This window comes from Phocaeicola sp. HCN-6420 (assembly GCF_037890145.1).
Classification (GTDB): Bacteria; Bacteroidota; Bacteroidia; order Bacteroidales; family Bacteroidaceae; genus Phocaeicola.
On sequence record NZ_JBBKBJ010000044.1, the window covers coordinates 1 to 14,230 of the forward strand.

The window sequence follows — 14,230 nt, forward strand, 5'->3', positions numbered from 1 at the left end:
GATAAGTTGGCTTTTTCAGTTCTAAAACATAACATTATATATTAACTTATACGATTATACAGACATACCTTGAATACTCAAAATGAAATATAGCTATTTTTCAGAGGTAGATTTTAAAGAAATAATAATCTGATATACCCATTAAATAATTCTACACCACTACCAGACAATAGCTTGGATATACAATTTATGAATGATTTTGAGTAATGGAGAAATTCATATAATACAGTCAAATACAATATCATTCAATAGAGAAAAAAGTTACTGGAACAGCCTTAACTATAAGAGTAATTCATTGCATAGGAAAGCTATATTGAGTAACTTTGTGATGCAGAGTAAGACTGCAAAGAGATTATTAATTTATTGTCAAATATCTTGGTTTATTTTTAAAAGTCAACTAAGACGTCAACTGTAAAACAATTACTTTATAAAAGACACTGATAATCAAGACTGTCAAGAGCATAATAACCAAAGTCTGGGGGGCGTGTGGTCGCTGGTTCGAATCCAGTCACCCCGACTGGTAAAAAGCATTGATAATCTGATAATTATCGATGCTTTTTTGTTTTTTAGGCATATCGCTGCAAGCGGCGGTTTAATCGGCTCAACGTAAGAATCTGAGGAATTCGTTACTTTAAGCATAAATAAATTTAATATAAAAGAAAAAGGCCATCTCAAGTTCATTCATTATGAGACGACCCCTTTATCAACAACCGATACCAAGTAACATCTTATTCCTTATGATCGTGCTCATGGCATTCATGATGATGCTCATGGGATGAACAGCTTACTCCCGAATCAGTAAGTGTCCCGTTCAAATACTCAGCAGCTACATCGAGTATATTGCCCGAACAACCTCTTACCACCTTGATATGGTGAGTAGTAAGTACATTTAAAGCACCTTGTCCCATATTTCCTGCCAACATAATGCTGACTCCCATGTTTTCTAACTCTCCTGCAATATTGGATTTACATCCGCATCCCTGAGGAGAAGGGATAGTTTCACTACTCAAAATTTGATTATCCTGTCCTACTGTCAAGATTGTGTAATATTCACAGTGACCGAAATGGCTATCAACCATATTATCTCTGGTAGGAATTGCAATTTTCATCATAATCTCACTTTTATTAATGTTAATATTATTTATGCTTATATCGTTAGAGTGACACATGGGACATTCTATCTTACGGATTTTAAGTGCCGGATTGATATTATTGAATAAAAAGCCACATGTTCCACAGCGGAACCATTCACTATCAGTATACGATACTCCGCCTTCTATCATTATAGCCACGCCACGTACCAATGCTGTAGCTATTTTCTGCCTTGCACTGACATATATCCGACTAAGAGTCGGACGTGATACCCCCATCGAAACAGATGCTTCCTGCTGGGTTTTCATTTCATAATCACATAACCGTATCGCTTCATATTCTTCAAAATGCAAGAATATAGTATCCTTACGACAATAGTTTGAAGCTATAGGTTTAAATCCAACCACAGAGGGCATATTATTGACTTTACGGATATTTTTAGGACGTGGTGACATGATTTATTTATTGTTTTCGCCTGCAAATATAATGAACAAATGTTCATAATAAAAGAAACAGAGCATTTTTTTACATTACAGACAGATTTCCCCCTGAAGCCTGCAGAGAAACATTTGAATGTGCACTCTGATTAAATAAACAAATATAGATAGAACACCCGTTCTGCCATAAAAACGTACCTCATGAGAAACTGAAATACAGAATTTTTCCTGAATTTCTTACGCAAACGATAACGCACTGTATAAACGCTAACAGACTCTACATTAAAAATCGTGGCATTCTCTACCATAATCTCAAAATTACGTGAAACCTGTCTGGATTCAAGATTATCCTTCAGATTGGAATATTGTATCTTAACAGTTCCCAGCTTCTGAAGATTCATCTCCGACTCAAGAGCAGCCTGATAAAGACGGTCCAGCAAACAGAAGCGATGTAATATATAAATTCATACTACAAATACAAGAATCACCGCGGCAGCAACCAGTGACAAGTTCCCCCCCAGCCATACCTGTCATACTGCCCTGCCTCCGAATGAAACAGCATTCCATACCGATCTCCTCCAAAAGTCTATATCAGTCCAAAACATCCACAAGTGGAAATTTTATTATAATTTTGCAGGTCGTTTCAAATTCAAGTAAAACATGAGTGACACAACCATAGCGAGCAAAAAGCCGAAAAGCAATGAAATAGACATGCTGAACGGCCCGTTATTCAAGAACATATTATTCTTTGCACTGCCGTTAGCAGCAAGCAGCCTGTTACAGGAACTGTTCAATTCAATAGATATTGCCGTAGTAGGACACTTCATCGGCAGTGAGGCACTGGCAGCTGTAGGAAGTAATGCTCCTGTAATAGGCTTGCTTATCAATCTTTTCCTCGGCATCTCGATGGGAGCATGTGCCATCATTTCCAACCACATCGGTCAGCAAGACCACCGGAGTATATGCAATGCCATCAACACCGTAGGTATGGTAGCCATAATCAGTGGCATATTCCTGCTCATACTGGGAGTACTGGTGGCTCGCCCGATACTTACGTGGATGGGGACTCCTCCCGAGGTACTGGACGAAGCAGTGAAATATCTCCGCATTTACTTCCTTGCCATGCCCTTTATCATGGTATTCAATTTCGGAGCTGCCATTTTGCGAAGCATCGGAGATACCCGCCGTCCTTTATATATATTGGTCATGGCTGGTATTATCAATACATTGCTCAACCTGTTGTTTGTACTTGTTTTTCACATGGGAGTTTCGGGAGTAGCCATAGCTACCGGCATAGCTAACATATTCAGCGCAATGCTTATCGTACGATTACTCCTTAAGGAAAAAGAGCCTTACAGACTACATCCTAACAGAATCAAAATCAATTTTACGGAACTTAGCCGTATGCTCAAGATCGGAGTGCCAGCCGGTATTCAAGGAATGATATTTTCCATATCGAACGTAGTGGTACAGTCGTCCATCAACAGTTACGGAGCAGATGCTATAGCAGGCTCGGCAGCTGCGCTTAACTTTGAATATTATACTTATTTCATCATTCAGGGGTTCAATGGAGCAGCAATCAGTTTTATCGCCCAGAACTACGGAGCCGGAAAGATGGACAGGGTACACCGGATTTTCTGGATCTGTATGGGAGCAAGTGCCGGACTCTGCGCCGCTTTCAGTTGGGTATTCACCTGGCAGCATAGTTTCTTTTTGGGCTTCTTCTCGGATATGCCCATGGTACAGCACTTCGGAAGCATACGAATGCACATTGTACTGGCGCTTCAGTTTATTGCTTGCAGTTACGAGATAGCGGGTTCCTCCCTGCGAGGAATGGGAAAATCGCTTACTCCCGCTCTGATGACTGTAATAGGAACTTGCATGCTTCGTATCATCTGGGTATATTGTGTTTCGCCGGTATGGAGAGGATACGATGTATTGCTCTATGTCTACCCTATTTCGTGGGTGGTTACGGGTATACTTGTGGTAACGGCTTACTGGCTGACAATAAGGAAACATCCGGCAAAATAAAAAACTTTTTTGTCTTTTTTGCCCTTCACCGCCTTCACAGGTCTTTCTAACAAGAGAAAAATCAACCTTCTAGTACGAGGGAAAAGTATCTTTTTTTTTATTTTCCAACGTTTGTGAAGGGCGTGAAGGGCAAAAAGGCATAAATAAAGTCATTATTTAAGGGGAAAGACACGCAACTGTACGGTCATTCCCCTCGACGTTTTTTATTTTTTTGTACAAAAACTTTTTTTCTTTGTACAAAATCATTTCAACTTTCTATGAGAAAGCAAACAATGCCTGATAGCATTTCTCATCTTTCATCTCGAAATAGTCAGGAACGTTTGCGCTGAGGACGTTCCTTTTTCATTTGTTCGAAAGCCTCTTTCTGTTCGTCTGTGAGCAAAGAGGTGATTTTTTCGTTCAGCTTTTCCATCTCGCTTCTCCGCTCTTCACGTGAAAGTTCTTTCTTGAAGAATTCCGTATAAAGTTCGGTTATCTGTTTTTCCTGTTCATCGGTCAGGTTTAACTTTTTGTCGAGATTTTCTACAATCTGTTCCGGAGTACGTGTTCCTCCTTTGCGCTGGGCATCGGCTGTATGTACACCCAGTAAGGCCACTAAGGCCAGAAAAAAAATCTTTTTCATGTCAATTGTTTTTTATATTACCTAATTGTATATACAAAGCTTATCATTGCATAAGGCTTTAGTACATTGCTGTTTATATAGTCATAATAGTTACTTCCAATGCTATGCGTAAATGCCTGATTCTGCCTCAGCACATCGAAAGCCTCAACTCTTATCTCGGCAGCATCGTTTTTCAGGAATTTCTTGCCCAGCGACAAGTTCCACAGGAAATAATCTTCCGTACCTGTATCGAGGCCGGTATAACCGATATAGTCGAATGTACTGCGGAAAGTTAGTCCCCAGAAAAAAGTCCACCCCAATTTGGCCGAAGCCGTATGGGTAACATAGTCGCTTCCGGTTGCTGCATCCAACGAACTGAACATTTTATTGATGCCCGCCGAATAGGATGCTGTAAAATCGAGGTTCTTGCTGATATTACTGCCGACTATGATTTTGGGTATCAGATTCAGTTCACGTGTCCGGCTTTCTACTCCGTCGAAGATTGTGGGCACATTGGCATAATTGGCCGAAAGGCTGAGGTTGATGTTACTGCGGATAAAATCGACAGGAAAGCCGTAGGTCAGCATCGACTGCAAACTGTAGTAGCCGTCCATATTGACCGGGCGGGTAAACTGTGCTCCTTTGTTCAGTGTAACCGACGGCGTAAGCTCTACATCTTCCTTGGCAACAAAAGTACTGTCGGCTACATAGTCCTGCTGTATCGTCGCTCCAACCATAGCGATAAAGGTATGCCCGGACTTTGTGGTACGCAAGTAGCGCAGGTTTGCCGTATGCGACAACTGCTGGTCCAGATTCGGATTTCCGGTGGAAAGGAAAAGCGGATTGGAGTTATCGATAACATTCTGCAAGCTGGTAACCGAAGGGGCAGACGACTTGCTGCGATAACGTAACTGGAACGAATTGGTGCGGTCTAAAGAGTAACGTAAGGTAAACGACGGCAACACAGAAAAATACCTGTGCGACAGATTGTCTGCCTGAGGATAAACCAAATCTCCTTTTAAGTCAGCCCATTGTGCATCAACTCCCAGCATGGCATTGAACTTGCCGGCACGGTAGCGAAGTCCGACACTTCCAGCCTGAGTGAGATACCCCGACTGATATTCGTTGGAAAGACTTTCATCCAACTGGTCGTAAAGGTCGCTCACTGCCGACTGTCCATACGTTTTACGGTCATTTTCCGAATCGGTATAGCTTAACTTATACCCCAGTTGCAATTGAAGACAGTCGGTCAGCTTTTCTGTATAACTCAAATTGGAGCGTAAGGTATACTGACGATTCAATGTTCGTTTCCACTGACTGAAGCTGTCGTCCTCCGGCAGTCCTTCGGCATTATACAACGTATTAAGGTAATCGGTATAAGTATTTCCATCGGTATTACTCATCTGTCCGCTGAGCATCAGCGACAGAGTACGTCCTTCTTTCAGAAAACGATGACGGAATATGAGGTCGGCACCTACATTGTAAGCATCGTTCTCTCCCGTGGTGGACGTTTCCGTTTCATTGTCGGGTGTACCATTCAGCAGATTGGTTCCCTGCAACATCCCGTAGCTGTCGTTGTTTTGGAAACTCAGTGTAGGGCGGAACTGCAACGATGTTCTGTTGCTTATCTGATAATCAAGTTTCATATTAAAACGATGATTCCAGTTTTTCATGGAGTTTTCCTGATATTCGCTGTACGTCATCCCCGGCAAAGCCGAATCAAAATATTCACGTTCGGTCTGCTGCTGCGTAAGATTATCCGACTGATTGAAAAAGTAACTACCCGTTACCTTCCATTTTTCTCCCCACTGGTCTACATAGTTTATACCAAGTCCGTTAGACGAAGTAACACCTCCCGTACTTCCAACCATAAAATCGGAAACATTTCCACCGGAAGCACCTCCCCGTCCGCCTTTACGTCCGCCACCACGCCGTTTTCCGCTTGCTCCCGAAGACATCACTCCCGCCAAATCTTCCTGCGAGAAATTCTGCTGGTTTACATTGTTCGACATACCCAACAATGAAATACGGCGGTCATCATTGAAGAAATTCACATTGCCGTTTACTTTATAACGTTCATCGGTACCATATCCGGCCGATACTTCTCCGAAGGTACCCTGACGGAACCCTCCTTTCGTAACGATGTTGATGGTCTTTACTTCCTCCCCGTCATCGAATCCGGTAAATTCTGCCTGTTCACTCTTTTTGTCGAATACCTCTATGCCGGCAATGATATCCGAAGGCAAGTTCTTGATGGCAAGATTTACGTCGCCATCGAAAAACTCCTTACCATCCACCAGAACTTTTTTCACCTCTTCTCCCTGAGCCTGAATACTACCACCTTCTACGACTATACCTGGCATCTTGGCCAGCAAATCTTCGGCCGAACTGCCTTGCATAACCTTAAAAGCCTCTGCATTATACAGCAAGCTATCTCCTTTCTGTTCGGCACGCGTAGCACGGGCATTGACGGAAACCTCACCCAGTAAATTTACATCCTCGCGCATCGTCACGCTCACCTTCTTTTCTCCAGACGCAGGGACGGTTACTGTTTCCTTATAGGTTTTATATCCGACGTATGAGATTTGCAGTGTATAAGCTCCTGCCTGAAGTTTTTTGAACTGAAACATTCCTTTCAAATCGGTCGACGTATAGCTGGTCTTCCCATCTCCGGCTATCAACTGTACCGTAGCCGAAATCAATCCTTCTCTGGTTTTCTGGTCCGTTACCACTCCCGACAGCGTCTGTGCCACGGCAGAAAGCGAACACAGCAAAGCAACTCCTAAAAAAACAAATCTTGCCATCGTAAACATAATCACTTTATATAGCTTTCTTCCTATTCAATTTCTTTCTCGCAACAAAAATAACTGACCGGCAAACATGAAAAACGTTGTTTCGCCAAAGTAGGGGTAAACGACACCAATGTAGTGGCAAACATCATTTCTCTTATTTTCTTAAACCACCAGAAACTTTTATTTTTGCAAAAAAGGACAAGCATATGTGGCAAATCAAAAAATTACCATTTTACATCGACTTGATTTTTTGTCTGGTACTGCTACCGGCAATGATGACGCTGTTACCCATCGAACGATGGCTGATCAACAATTCCCTATTTGTATATCTGCTGGTTTCGTGGCTGTATATCGTATACATCCTGAACCGCCGGTTCACCATGCCTTTCATGTTTGCCGGAAAAAAACGATTCTGGATAGCCGTCACTCTCATACTGTTTACGATAATCGGTACTTACCTCATCACCCGCTATCAGATGGAAATCCCGTTGCACCGCATGCGACGTACCAGATTTCTGCAACACATTCCTAAAATCAAACTTCAACAACAGGCTGTATGGTTTCTATATGTAGTTGTCGTAGCCTTCAGTGCTGCCGTGGGTATGCTGACGCAACTCTATCACCAGATAATGGAACGGCAAGCGGTAGAATTCGAAAAGAAAAAGGCCGAACTGGCACTCTATAAGGCACAAATCAACCCTCACTTTCTTTTCAATAACCTGAATACCCTGTATGCCATGGTTGTAACGGGATCTCCTAAAACGGAAGATGCCTTTATTCAGTTCATCAACCTGATGAAATATATGTATGCCAACAATACTAAAGACAAAATACCTCTACACATCGAAGTTGAATATATCCGCCAGTATATAGAACTTCAGAAATACCGGATATCGGAAAACTTCATCATCCATTTTTCTTACGTACACGACGATACGGAACAAATGAACATTGCTCCCATGATTCTGATTACCTTTGTCGAAAATGTCTTCAAGCATGGTATATCTTCCCATAAATCGGGGGAAGCATTTATCAACATCCGTGCAGAAAAAGGAGAATTATTACTGACTACCAGTAACCCCTTATTAAACCATTCGGCTTCTAAAGCATCCAAAGGTATAGGAATAGAAAACTGTAAAAAACGGCTCGAACTTCTTTATCCAAACAAGTACAGCTTGTCTGCCGGAGAAAGAGACGACAAGTATGCCGTTACACTGAGCATCAATTTAAGGTCATGAATATAAAATGTATAGCCATCGATGATGAACCTATGGCACTGGAAATTATATCCAGCTTCTGCCGACGCTATGGAAACATAGAACTTACCACTTTTACCAACCCGATTGCAGGCATGGAGCTGGTAAGAAGGACAAAGCCGGATATTCTTTTTCTCGACATCGAGATGGAAGACATAAATGGTACGGAACTGGCTCGTGACTTACCTCCCGGCGTAATGCTTATTTTCACCACTGCCTATGCACAATATGCCCTCGACGGATTTGAACTGAATGCTGTAGACTTTCTTCACAAGCCTTTTTCTTATAGCCGTTTCGAAAAGGCCGTACAGAAAGCCGTAGACTTGCAGACGCTGCAACGACTTTCCGCCAAACCGGTATTTACCGACGAATACATCACTCTGAAAGTAGAATATAAAAATACGAATATCAGACTGAAAGACATTCTGTATATTGAGTCGATGGACAACTATGTACGCATTCATCTCACCAACCAGCCCACTCTGACATCACAAATGAGCATGAAGACTTTGCAGGAACTTCTCCCTGAAGGGAAATTTGTACGAGTACACAAGTCGTTCGTGGTACCGGTACACCGTATCGCAAGCTATACTTCCAAAGAAGTTATTTTATATAACGGAACCAAAATACCTGTAGGCAGAAACTATAGCAAATGCTTGAAAGATAAAAAAACAGAGGCAACGTAAAATCGTCACATTGCCTCTATTTATCCATTTCTACATATTATTTTGCAGAGACCACCTCAAAATCGGCTGTAAGCCCTTCTTCACTGTTGGTACCGGCCCATAGCTTGAACGCTCCGGGTTCTACGCTGTAATGCATATCCAGTCCCCAAAATGCCAGTTCGGCAACCGGCAAGCTAAAGGTTACTTGCTTCGACTCTCCAGCCTTTAAATCTACCCGCTGAAAAGCTTTCAACTCTTTGACCGGACGGGTAACGGAGCCGACTTTATCTTGTACATATAATTGGACAACTTCGGTACCATCGTAGCGTCCCGTATTCTTCAGGTTGAGAGTTACCGTCAAGACATCTGTAGAAGCAAGTTTATCGGCCGACAGCGTCAAATTACTGTATTCGAAAGTGGTGTACGACAAGCCGTAACCGAACGGATACAACGGACGGCTGCCAGCATCCAGATAGAACGAACGGCATCCCACCGAAGTCTGACCGGCTTCAACGGGTATTTCGTCAATCAGCATTTCCACTGGATTTGCCGGACGTCCTGTATTATGATGCGCATAATAGAGTGGTACCTGACCGCTTGTACGAGGAAAGCTTACCGGAGTCTTGCCGCTTGGATTGACTTTACCAAACAGTATATCTGCAATGGCAGGACCTCCCATCGTTCCCGGATGGAATACATAAAGAACGGCATCCGATTCTTTTACTTCATCGGTTATGACCAGTTGTCTGCCTGCCATAACAACGGTAATCAGAGGTTTGCCCGTTGCAGCCAGCGCTTCAATCAGTTCACTTTGCTCACCTTGCAGAAGGAGGTTAGTCAGCGAATGAGCCTCTCCCGAAAGGATTGATTCTTCTCCCACAAAGACTACGATAGCATCTGAACGGCGTGCGGCTGCTACTGCCGGAGCAATCTGTGTCCGATTCTTATCACGGCTGTACGACAGTCCCGGTGCATAAAGTATGTTTACCTTGTCGCCATACATTGCCTTCAATGCCATCAGAGGTGTCTGGCTATGTTCCTTTTCTCCATCGAATACCCAGGTACCCAACTGCTCATAGGGAGCGTCGGCCATGGGACCTACTACTGCCAGCGTCTTTATATCCGGCTGCAAAGGAAGGACCTGATTGTCGTTTTTCAGTAAAATAACGGATTGTTCAACCGCTTTCCGTGCCTTTGCCAAATGTTCATCGGCATATTTCACCGACTGAGGAGTGACGATATAAGGGTTTTCGAACAATCCCAGACGAAACTTCAGGCGAAGGATATTACGAACCGCCTGATCAATCTCGTTTAAAGTAATCTTTTTCTCATTCAACGATTGCTTGAAATTGTTGATAAAAGTAGCACTCACCATCTCCATATCAACGCCGGCATTCAAGGCCTTTTCCGCCGCCTCTTTTCCATCTTTGCAGAAACCATGATTCACCATTTCCAGCACAGAAGCCCAGTCAGACACAACCATACCATCGTATTTCCACTCTCCGCGCAAGATGTCTTTCAGAATAAACTTGTTTGCCGTAGAAGGTACTCCGTCATTATCGTTGAAAGAAGTCATAAACGTAGCACAACCCGCATCAACGGCTGCCCTGAAAGGAGGCAGATAAATATTGCGCAACACACGCTCCGGAATAAAAGTGGAATTATAATCTCTTCCACCTTCGGCAGCTCCGTAAGCCACAAAATGCTTGGCACAAGCAGCCATGGCAGTAGGATCACTCAACGAATCTCCCTGATAGCCCTTGATCATGGCCGTCCCCATCACTGCATTCAGATAAGGATCTTCCCCACAACTCTCTGCTATGCGTCCCCAACGTGGATCACGTGAAACATCCACCATCGGAGAAAAAGTCCACCGGATACCGTCTGAAGAAGCCTCTACAGCAGCCACACGTGCTCCCTCTTCCACCAGTTCCGGATTAAAAGTGGCAGCTTGTCCCAACGGTATCGGGAAAATTGTCTTGTAACCATGTATCACATCGCGTGCCACCAGTAGTGGAATGCCCAAACGAGATTCCTCCACCGCCACTTTCTGTACCTTGTTGACCAAGTCGGCATCTACATAATTCAAAATAGATCCGACTTCTCCTCGTCGAACCTGAGCAGCAAGAGCTTCAAAATCGCCAGGGCTCACCTGATTCATCTGCCCAAGCTTTTCGTCCAGTGTCATCAGACTGAGCAATGAATCGACCCTTTCTTCTATCCTATCTCCTTTAGTAGAAGCATGTGAAGAGCAGGAAAGAATAAGGCACATCACTGCTCCGCCCAAAAATATATTTCTAATTTTCATACCTATTGTTTATTCTGTCTGTTGATAAACACGAATATAATCAATCACAAATTCAGCAGGAAAACAGGAATCATCCACTCCTTTGCTTCCTCCCATATTACCGCCAATGGCCAGATTCAGTTTCAATAGAAAAGGAACATCGAAAGGCCATGTTTCCTTATCTCCTTTTCCATCGTTCACAAACGAAAAACACTGCTTACCGTCTATAAATCCGCAAATGCTATCGGGAGTCCATTGCAAGGCATACACGTGAAACTCAGACTGCACACCTCTCACATAGTTTATGGAAGTCTGCTGTGTTCCTATGGTATGGTTGTACTTTTGTGTATGCATGGTAATATGAATTGTATCGGGATGGCTTCCCACATGTTCCATGATATCCATCTCGCCTTCAAGCGGCCACTGACTGAACTTCTGCGGCAACATCCAGAAGGCAGGCCAGGTTCCAGTACCAACCGGAAGCTTCATCCTTCCCTCGAAGTAACCATATTTCCAAGCTTTCGTAGTATTCATGCGGGCAGAAGCATATCGACAACTGTCTATCGGGTTCTCCAGTTTCACAGCTCTGATTACCAGCGAACCGTCCCGAAGAAAAGCTACTGTATCGGAAGCAGAACAAGCCGGAAGGTAATACTGAAGTTCATTGTTCCCCCATCCTCCTCCACCGGTCTCATAGGTCCAACGCATCGTATCTGGGAAAAGTGCATCTGAATCAAACTCATCATTCCACACCAGTTCGTAACCTTCGGGTACAAAGTCGCTGTGTACGATTATTTGTTCCGAAGTAGTAGCGGCGCACGATACCATACATGCGCACACTACTGCCATTGATAAACATTTCACCATAAGCCTAATCTTTCAACAAGGGGTTTCGTTCTTGTTCTTTCAGTGGAATAGGCAGATAATAGTTCTGTCCCGTAAAAACACGGTCTTCCACTTTCTCAATCGAATAACGCAAGTTACCATCGTCGTGATCATCGTAAACTCTCATACCCATAATCGGCTGAGCAAGTACCTCCCCGTCTTTCCAGCGACGCAGGTCATAGAAACGGTGTTCTTCCAGCAACAACTCGATGCGGCGTTCATTCTTGATTTTGACCCGCATCTGCTCCTTCGTCAGTCCAGCCTGCAAATCCGGCTGTCCGGAACGATCTCTAATTTCATTAATCGCATCGTAAACACTTTGGTCGGGAGCGGAAAGGGCTTCGTTCTGTGCCTCTGCATAATTCAGCAGTATTTCCGCATAACGGAAATAAGGAAAATTGTTGCTCTGTGCATATCCACCATACAAATTGGTCGACGTAGGTAGTTCTTCCATGAATTTCTTCGGACCGTAACCACAACGTGCCTTACCAATCTTAGGCTCACAACTTCCACTTTTTTGAGGATTGACCACATTTGTCACCATCGACATGTCATTGCCTTCCCATACGGAACCATTATAGATAATACTCTGATAGAAACGGGCATCCAAGTTATCGTATGGATGCTGAACATCGTAAGTCGGGTCTTCGCCTATGCTCAAACCATTTGTCGTTTCATAAGCACTCACCAAATTCTGGGTAGGATACAATCCGTTCCATGAACCGGCATCCATAGCATCCAAACTCCACATCATGTGAATGTTGTGTGGTGCTTCGGGAAAAGAAAACCGACGTTCGAAAATGATTTCCTTGTTTGCAGCTGTTTTGTCAAAAGCCATTGTATAATAAGGCGTAGCTCCTTCCCTATATAACTCATATCCAGCAGGCAACTCCATCACGTCTTTGGCCGCCTGTGCAGCAGCAGCCCATTTTTCCGGATCATCGACACTGTTCAACGGACTGGCAAGATACAGCAATGCTCTCGATTTCAGAGCCATAAACGCTCCCTTAGTTGCATGTCCTGCCATATCTCCTTCATAATTCAACTCCAAATCATTTGCATAATTGTCACATTCATTGACGATAAAATCTACGATGCCGGCAAAGTCGGTAGGAGCCACTTTCAATTCATCTGTCAGTTCCTGAGGAACTTCGATAAGCGGAGCTTTTCCGAAAGTACGTGCCAGCTCGAAGTAACAGAAAGCACGGAGGAAACGAGCCTCAGCAACGATGCGCTTCTTCACATCGGCTGCCAGTACTCCCTCGCTTACACCCGGTACCTGCTGAATGAGAATGTTACATTTCCGAATAACGATATATTCCTGTGTCCAGATTTCTTCTGCAAACGGACAACTCTGCGCCGTAATGGCATCTTTGTTCAACTGTGTATAGATAGGCGAATCGGCTACACTGGCAAAGTCGTCGGTTGCCGCATCCAGATTTCCTGCCCAAGACATCGACCAAGTCTGTCCATAACCAGCTGTACAACGATTGAATCCGCAAAGCATGGAACCATAGGTATTGGCAACAAACTGATTGATAAGATTGGCATCCTCCCATATTGCTTCATCGGAAATAAACGTCGTAGGCTGTACATCCAACATGTCGGAACAACCGGTCGACAAGGCCAACAGACCCAATATGATATATTTATTTAGCTTTTTCATGGTTTACAAATTTTACATCGTTAATTATTAGAACTGAACAGACAAACCGACATTAAATGACTTCATCTGCGGATAAGTCCATCCTTCCTGCTGTGTGTTTTCAGGGTCAATCTGAGGTACACTCGATATTGTGAACAAATTCTGTGCACTGGCATATATTCTTAGCGAGGAAGCGGATATTGGTTTCAACCACTTTGCAGGGAAAGTATATCCAATCTCGATGTTTTTCAATCTCAAGTAAGACGCATCGTAAAGATAGGTCTGTACCCCCGGAATATCAGTTGTTGGGAAGTTATGAGTAGATTCGGCCAGACGAGGATAACGATTGCTCGGGTTCTCTTCCGTCCATGCTTCGGTTACCCACATCTGCGGCAAGTTACCCTGGTTGAAATACGGCTGGATAATACCACCTTTCAGATAGACTTGCGCATGGGCTGCTCCCTGAAACAAGAAACTGAAATCGAAGTTCTTCCAACTTAACGAACCGTTGATGCCGTATACTATTTCTGGAATGTTTC

Annotated in this window: 9 protein-coding genes and 1 pseudogene; 3 read left to right on the top strand and 7 right to left on the bottom strand. The window is 43.6% G+C overall.

Going from position 1 to position 14,230, the window contains the following annotated elements; all coding sequences use genetic code 11:
* Positions 1 to 728: 728 nt before the first annotated feature.
* A complete protein-coding gene (locus WKT12_RS15665) occupies positions 729 to 1,508 on the bottom strand; it encodes a NifB/NifX family molybdenum-iron cluster-binding protein (protein WP_340320287.1) in 780 nt (259 codons plus the stop codon).
* Between the two features lie 681 nt (positions 1,509 to 2,189).
* Between WKT12_RS15665 and WKT12_RS15670 the strand changes: the two genes are divergently transcribed.
* Entirely contained in the window at positions 2,190 to 3,560 is a 1,371-nt protein-coding gene (locus WKT12_RS15670; protein WP_021970115.1) for an MATE family efflux transporter, read from the top strand.
* A 310-nt stretch (positions 3,561 to 3,870) separates the two neighbouring features.
* Here WKT12_RS15670 and WKT12_RS15675 read toward each other — a convergent pair whose 3' ends face one another.
* Both WKT12_RS15675 and WKT12_RS15680 read right to left on the bottom strand, forming a co-directional pair.
* Positions 3,871 to 4,182 carry a hypothetical protein gene (locus WKT12_RS15675; protein ID WP_340320280.1) on the bottom strand — a complete coding sequence of 104 codons (312 nt, stop codon included), beginning with the start codon at positions 4,180 to 4,182 and terminating at the stop codon, positions 3,871 to 3,873.
* 17 nt (positions 4,183 to 4,199) lie between these two features.
* Entirely contained in the window at positions 4,200 to 6,965 is a 2,766-nt protein-coding gene (locus WKT12_RS15680; protein ID WP_340320281.1) for a TonB-dependent receptor, read from the bottom strand.
* 194 nt (positions 6,966 to 7,159) lie between these two features.
* Between WKT12_RS15680 and WKT12_RS15685 the strand changes: the two genes are divergently transcribed.
* Together WKT12_RS15685 and WKT12_RS15690 are read left to right on the top strand one after the other, a co-directional pair.
* On the top strand, positions 7,160 to 8,191 hold the full coding sequence (locus tag WKT12_RS15685; RefSeq protein ID WP_340320282.1) for a sensor histidine kinase: 1,032 nt from the start codon (positions 7,160 to 7,162) through the stop codon (positions 8,189 to 8,191).
* Positions 8,188 to 8,895 carry a LytR/AlgR family response regulator transcription factor gene (locus tag WKT12_RS15690; protein WP_340320283.1) on the top strand — a complete coding sequence of 236 codons (708 nt, stop codon included), beginning with the start codon at positions 8,188 to 8,190 and terminating at the stop codon, positions 8,893 to 8,895. Before WKT12_RS15685 ends, WKT12_RS15690 begins: the two co-directional genes overlap by 4 nt.
* Before the next feature lie 37 nt (positions 8,896 to 8,932).
* Here the strand turns inward: WKT12_RS15690 and bglX are convergent, their stop codons facing one another.
* The 4 genes and pseudogenes from bglX to WKT12_RS15710 form a co-directional block, all read right to left on the bottom strand.
* Positions 8,933 to 11,182 carry a beta-glucosidase BglX gene (bglX, locus tag WKT12_RS15695; protein ID WP_340320284.1) on the bottom strand — a complete coding sequence of 750 codons (2,250 nt, stop codon included), beginning with the start codon at positions 11,180 to 11,182 and terminating at the stop codon, positions 8,933 to 8,935.
* A gap of 9 nt (positions 11,183 to 11,191) precedes the next feature.
* Positions 11,192 to 12,028 carry a glycoside hydrolase family 16 protein gene (locus WKT12_RS15700; protein WP_340320285.1) on the bottom strand — a complete coding sequence of 279 codons (837 nt, stop codon included), beginning with the start codon at positions 12,026 to 12,028 and terminating at the stop codon, positions 11,192 to 11,194.
* Between the two features lie 4 nt (positions 12,029 to 12,032).
* The gene (locus tag WKT12_RS15705) at positions 12,033 to 13,712 is read right to left on the bottom strand and encodes a RagB/SusD family nutrient uptake outer membrane protein (RefSeq protein WP_340320286.1); all 1,680 of its coding nucleotides are present in this window, start codon (positions 13,710 to 13,712) and stop codon (positions 12,033 to 12,035) included.
* 27 nt (positions 13,713 to 13,739) lie between these two features.
* Positions 13,740 to 14,230 (bottom strand): annotated as a pseudogene (locus WKT12_RS15710) (SusC/RagA family TonB-linked outer membrane protein); the annotation flags it as partial.

Excerpts from the sequence above, each read along its gene's own strand:
- WKT12_RS15665 (WP_340320287.1), bottom strand. The coding sequence starts at position 1,508 with ATGCCCTCTGTGGTTGGATTTAAACCTATAGCTTCAAACTATTGTCGT.
- WKT12_RS15670 (WP_021970115.1), top strand. The coding sequence starts at position 2,190 with ATGAGTGACACAACCATAGCGAGCAAAAAGCCGAAAAGCAATGAAATA.
- WKT12_RS15675 (WP_340320280.1), bottom strand. The coding sequence starts at position 4,182 with ATGAAAAAGATTTTTTTTCTGGCCTTAGTGGCCTTACTGGGTGTACAT.
- WKT12_RS15680 (WP_340320281.1), bottom strand. The coding sequence starts at position 6,965 with ATGGCAAGATTTGTTTTTTTAGGAGTTGCTTTGCTGTGTTCGCTTTCT.
- WKT12_RS15685 (WP_340320282.1), top strand. The coding sequence starts at position 7,160 with ATGTGGCAAATCAAAAAATTACCATTTTACATCGACTTGATTTTTTGT.
- WKT12_RS15690 (WP_340320283.1), top strand. The coding sequence starts at position 8,188 with ATGAATATAAAATGTATAGCCATCGATGATGAACCTATGGCACTGGAA.
- bglX (WP_340320284.1), bottom strand. The coding sequence starts at position 11,182 with ATGAAAATTAGAAATATATTTTTGGGCGGAGCAGTGATGTGCCTTATT.
- WKT12_RS15700 (WP_340320285.1), bottom strand. The coding sequence starts at position 12,028 with ATGGTGAAATGTTTATCAATGGCAGTAGTGTGCGCATGTATGGTATCG.
- WKT12_RS15705 (WP_340320286.1), bottom strand. The coding sequence starts at position 13,712 with ATGAAAAAGCTAAATAAATATATCATATTGGGTCTGTTGGCCTTGTCG.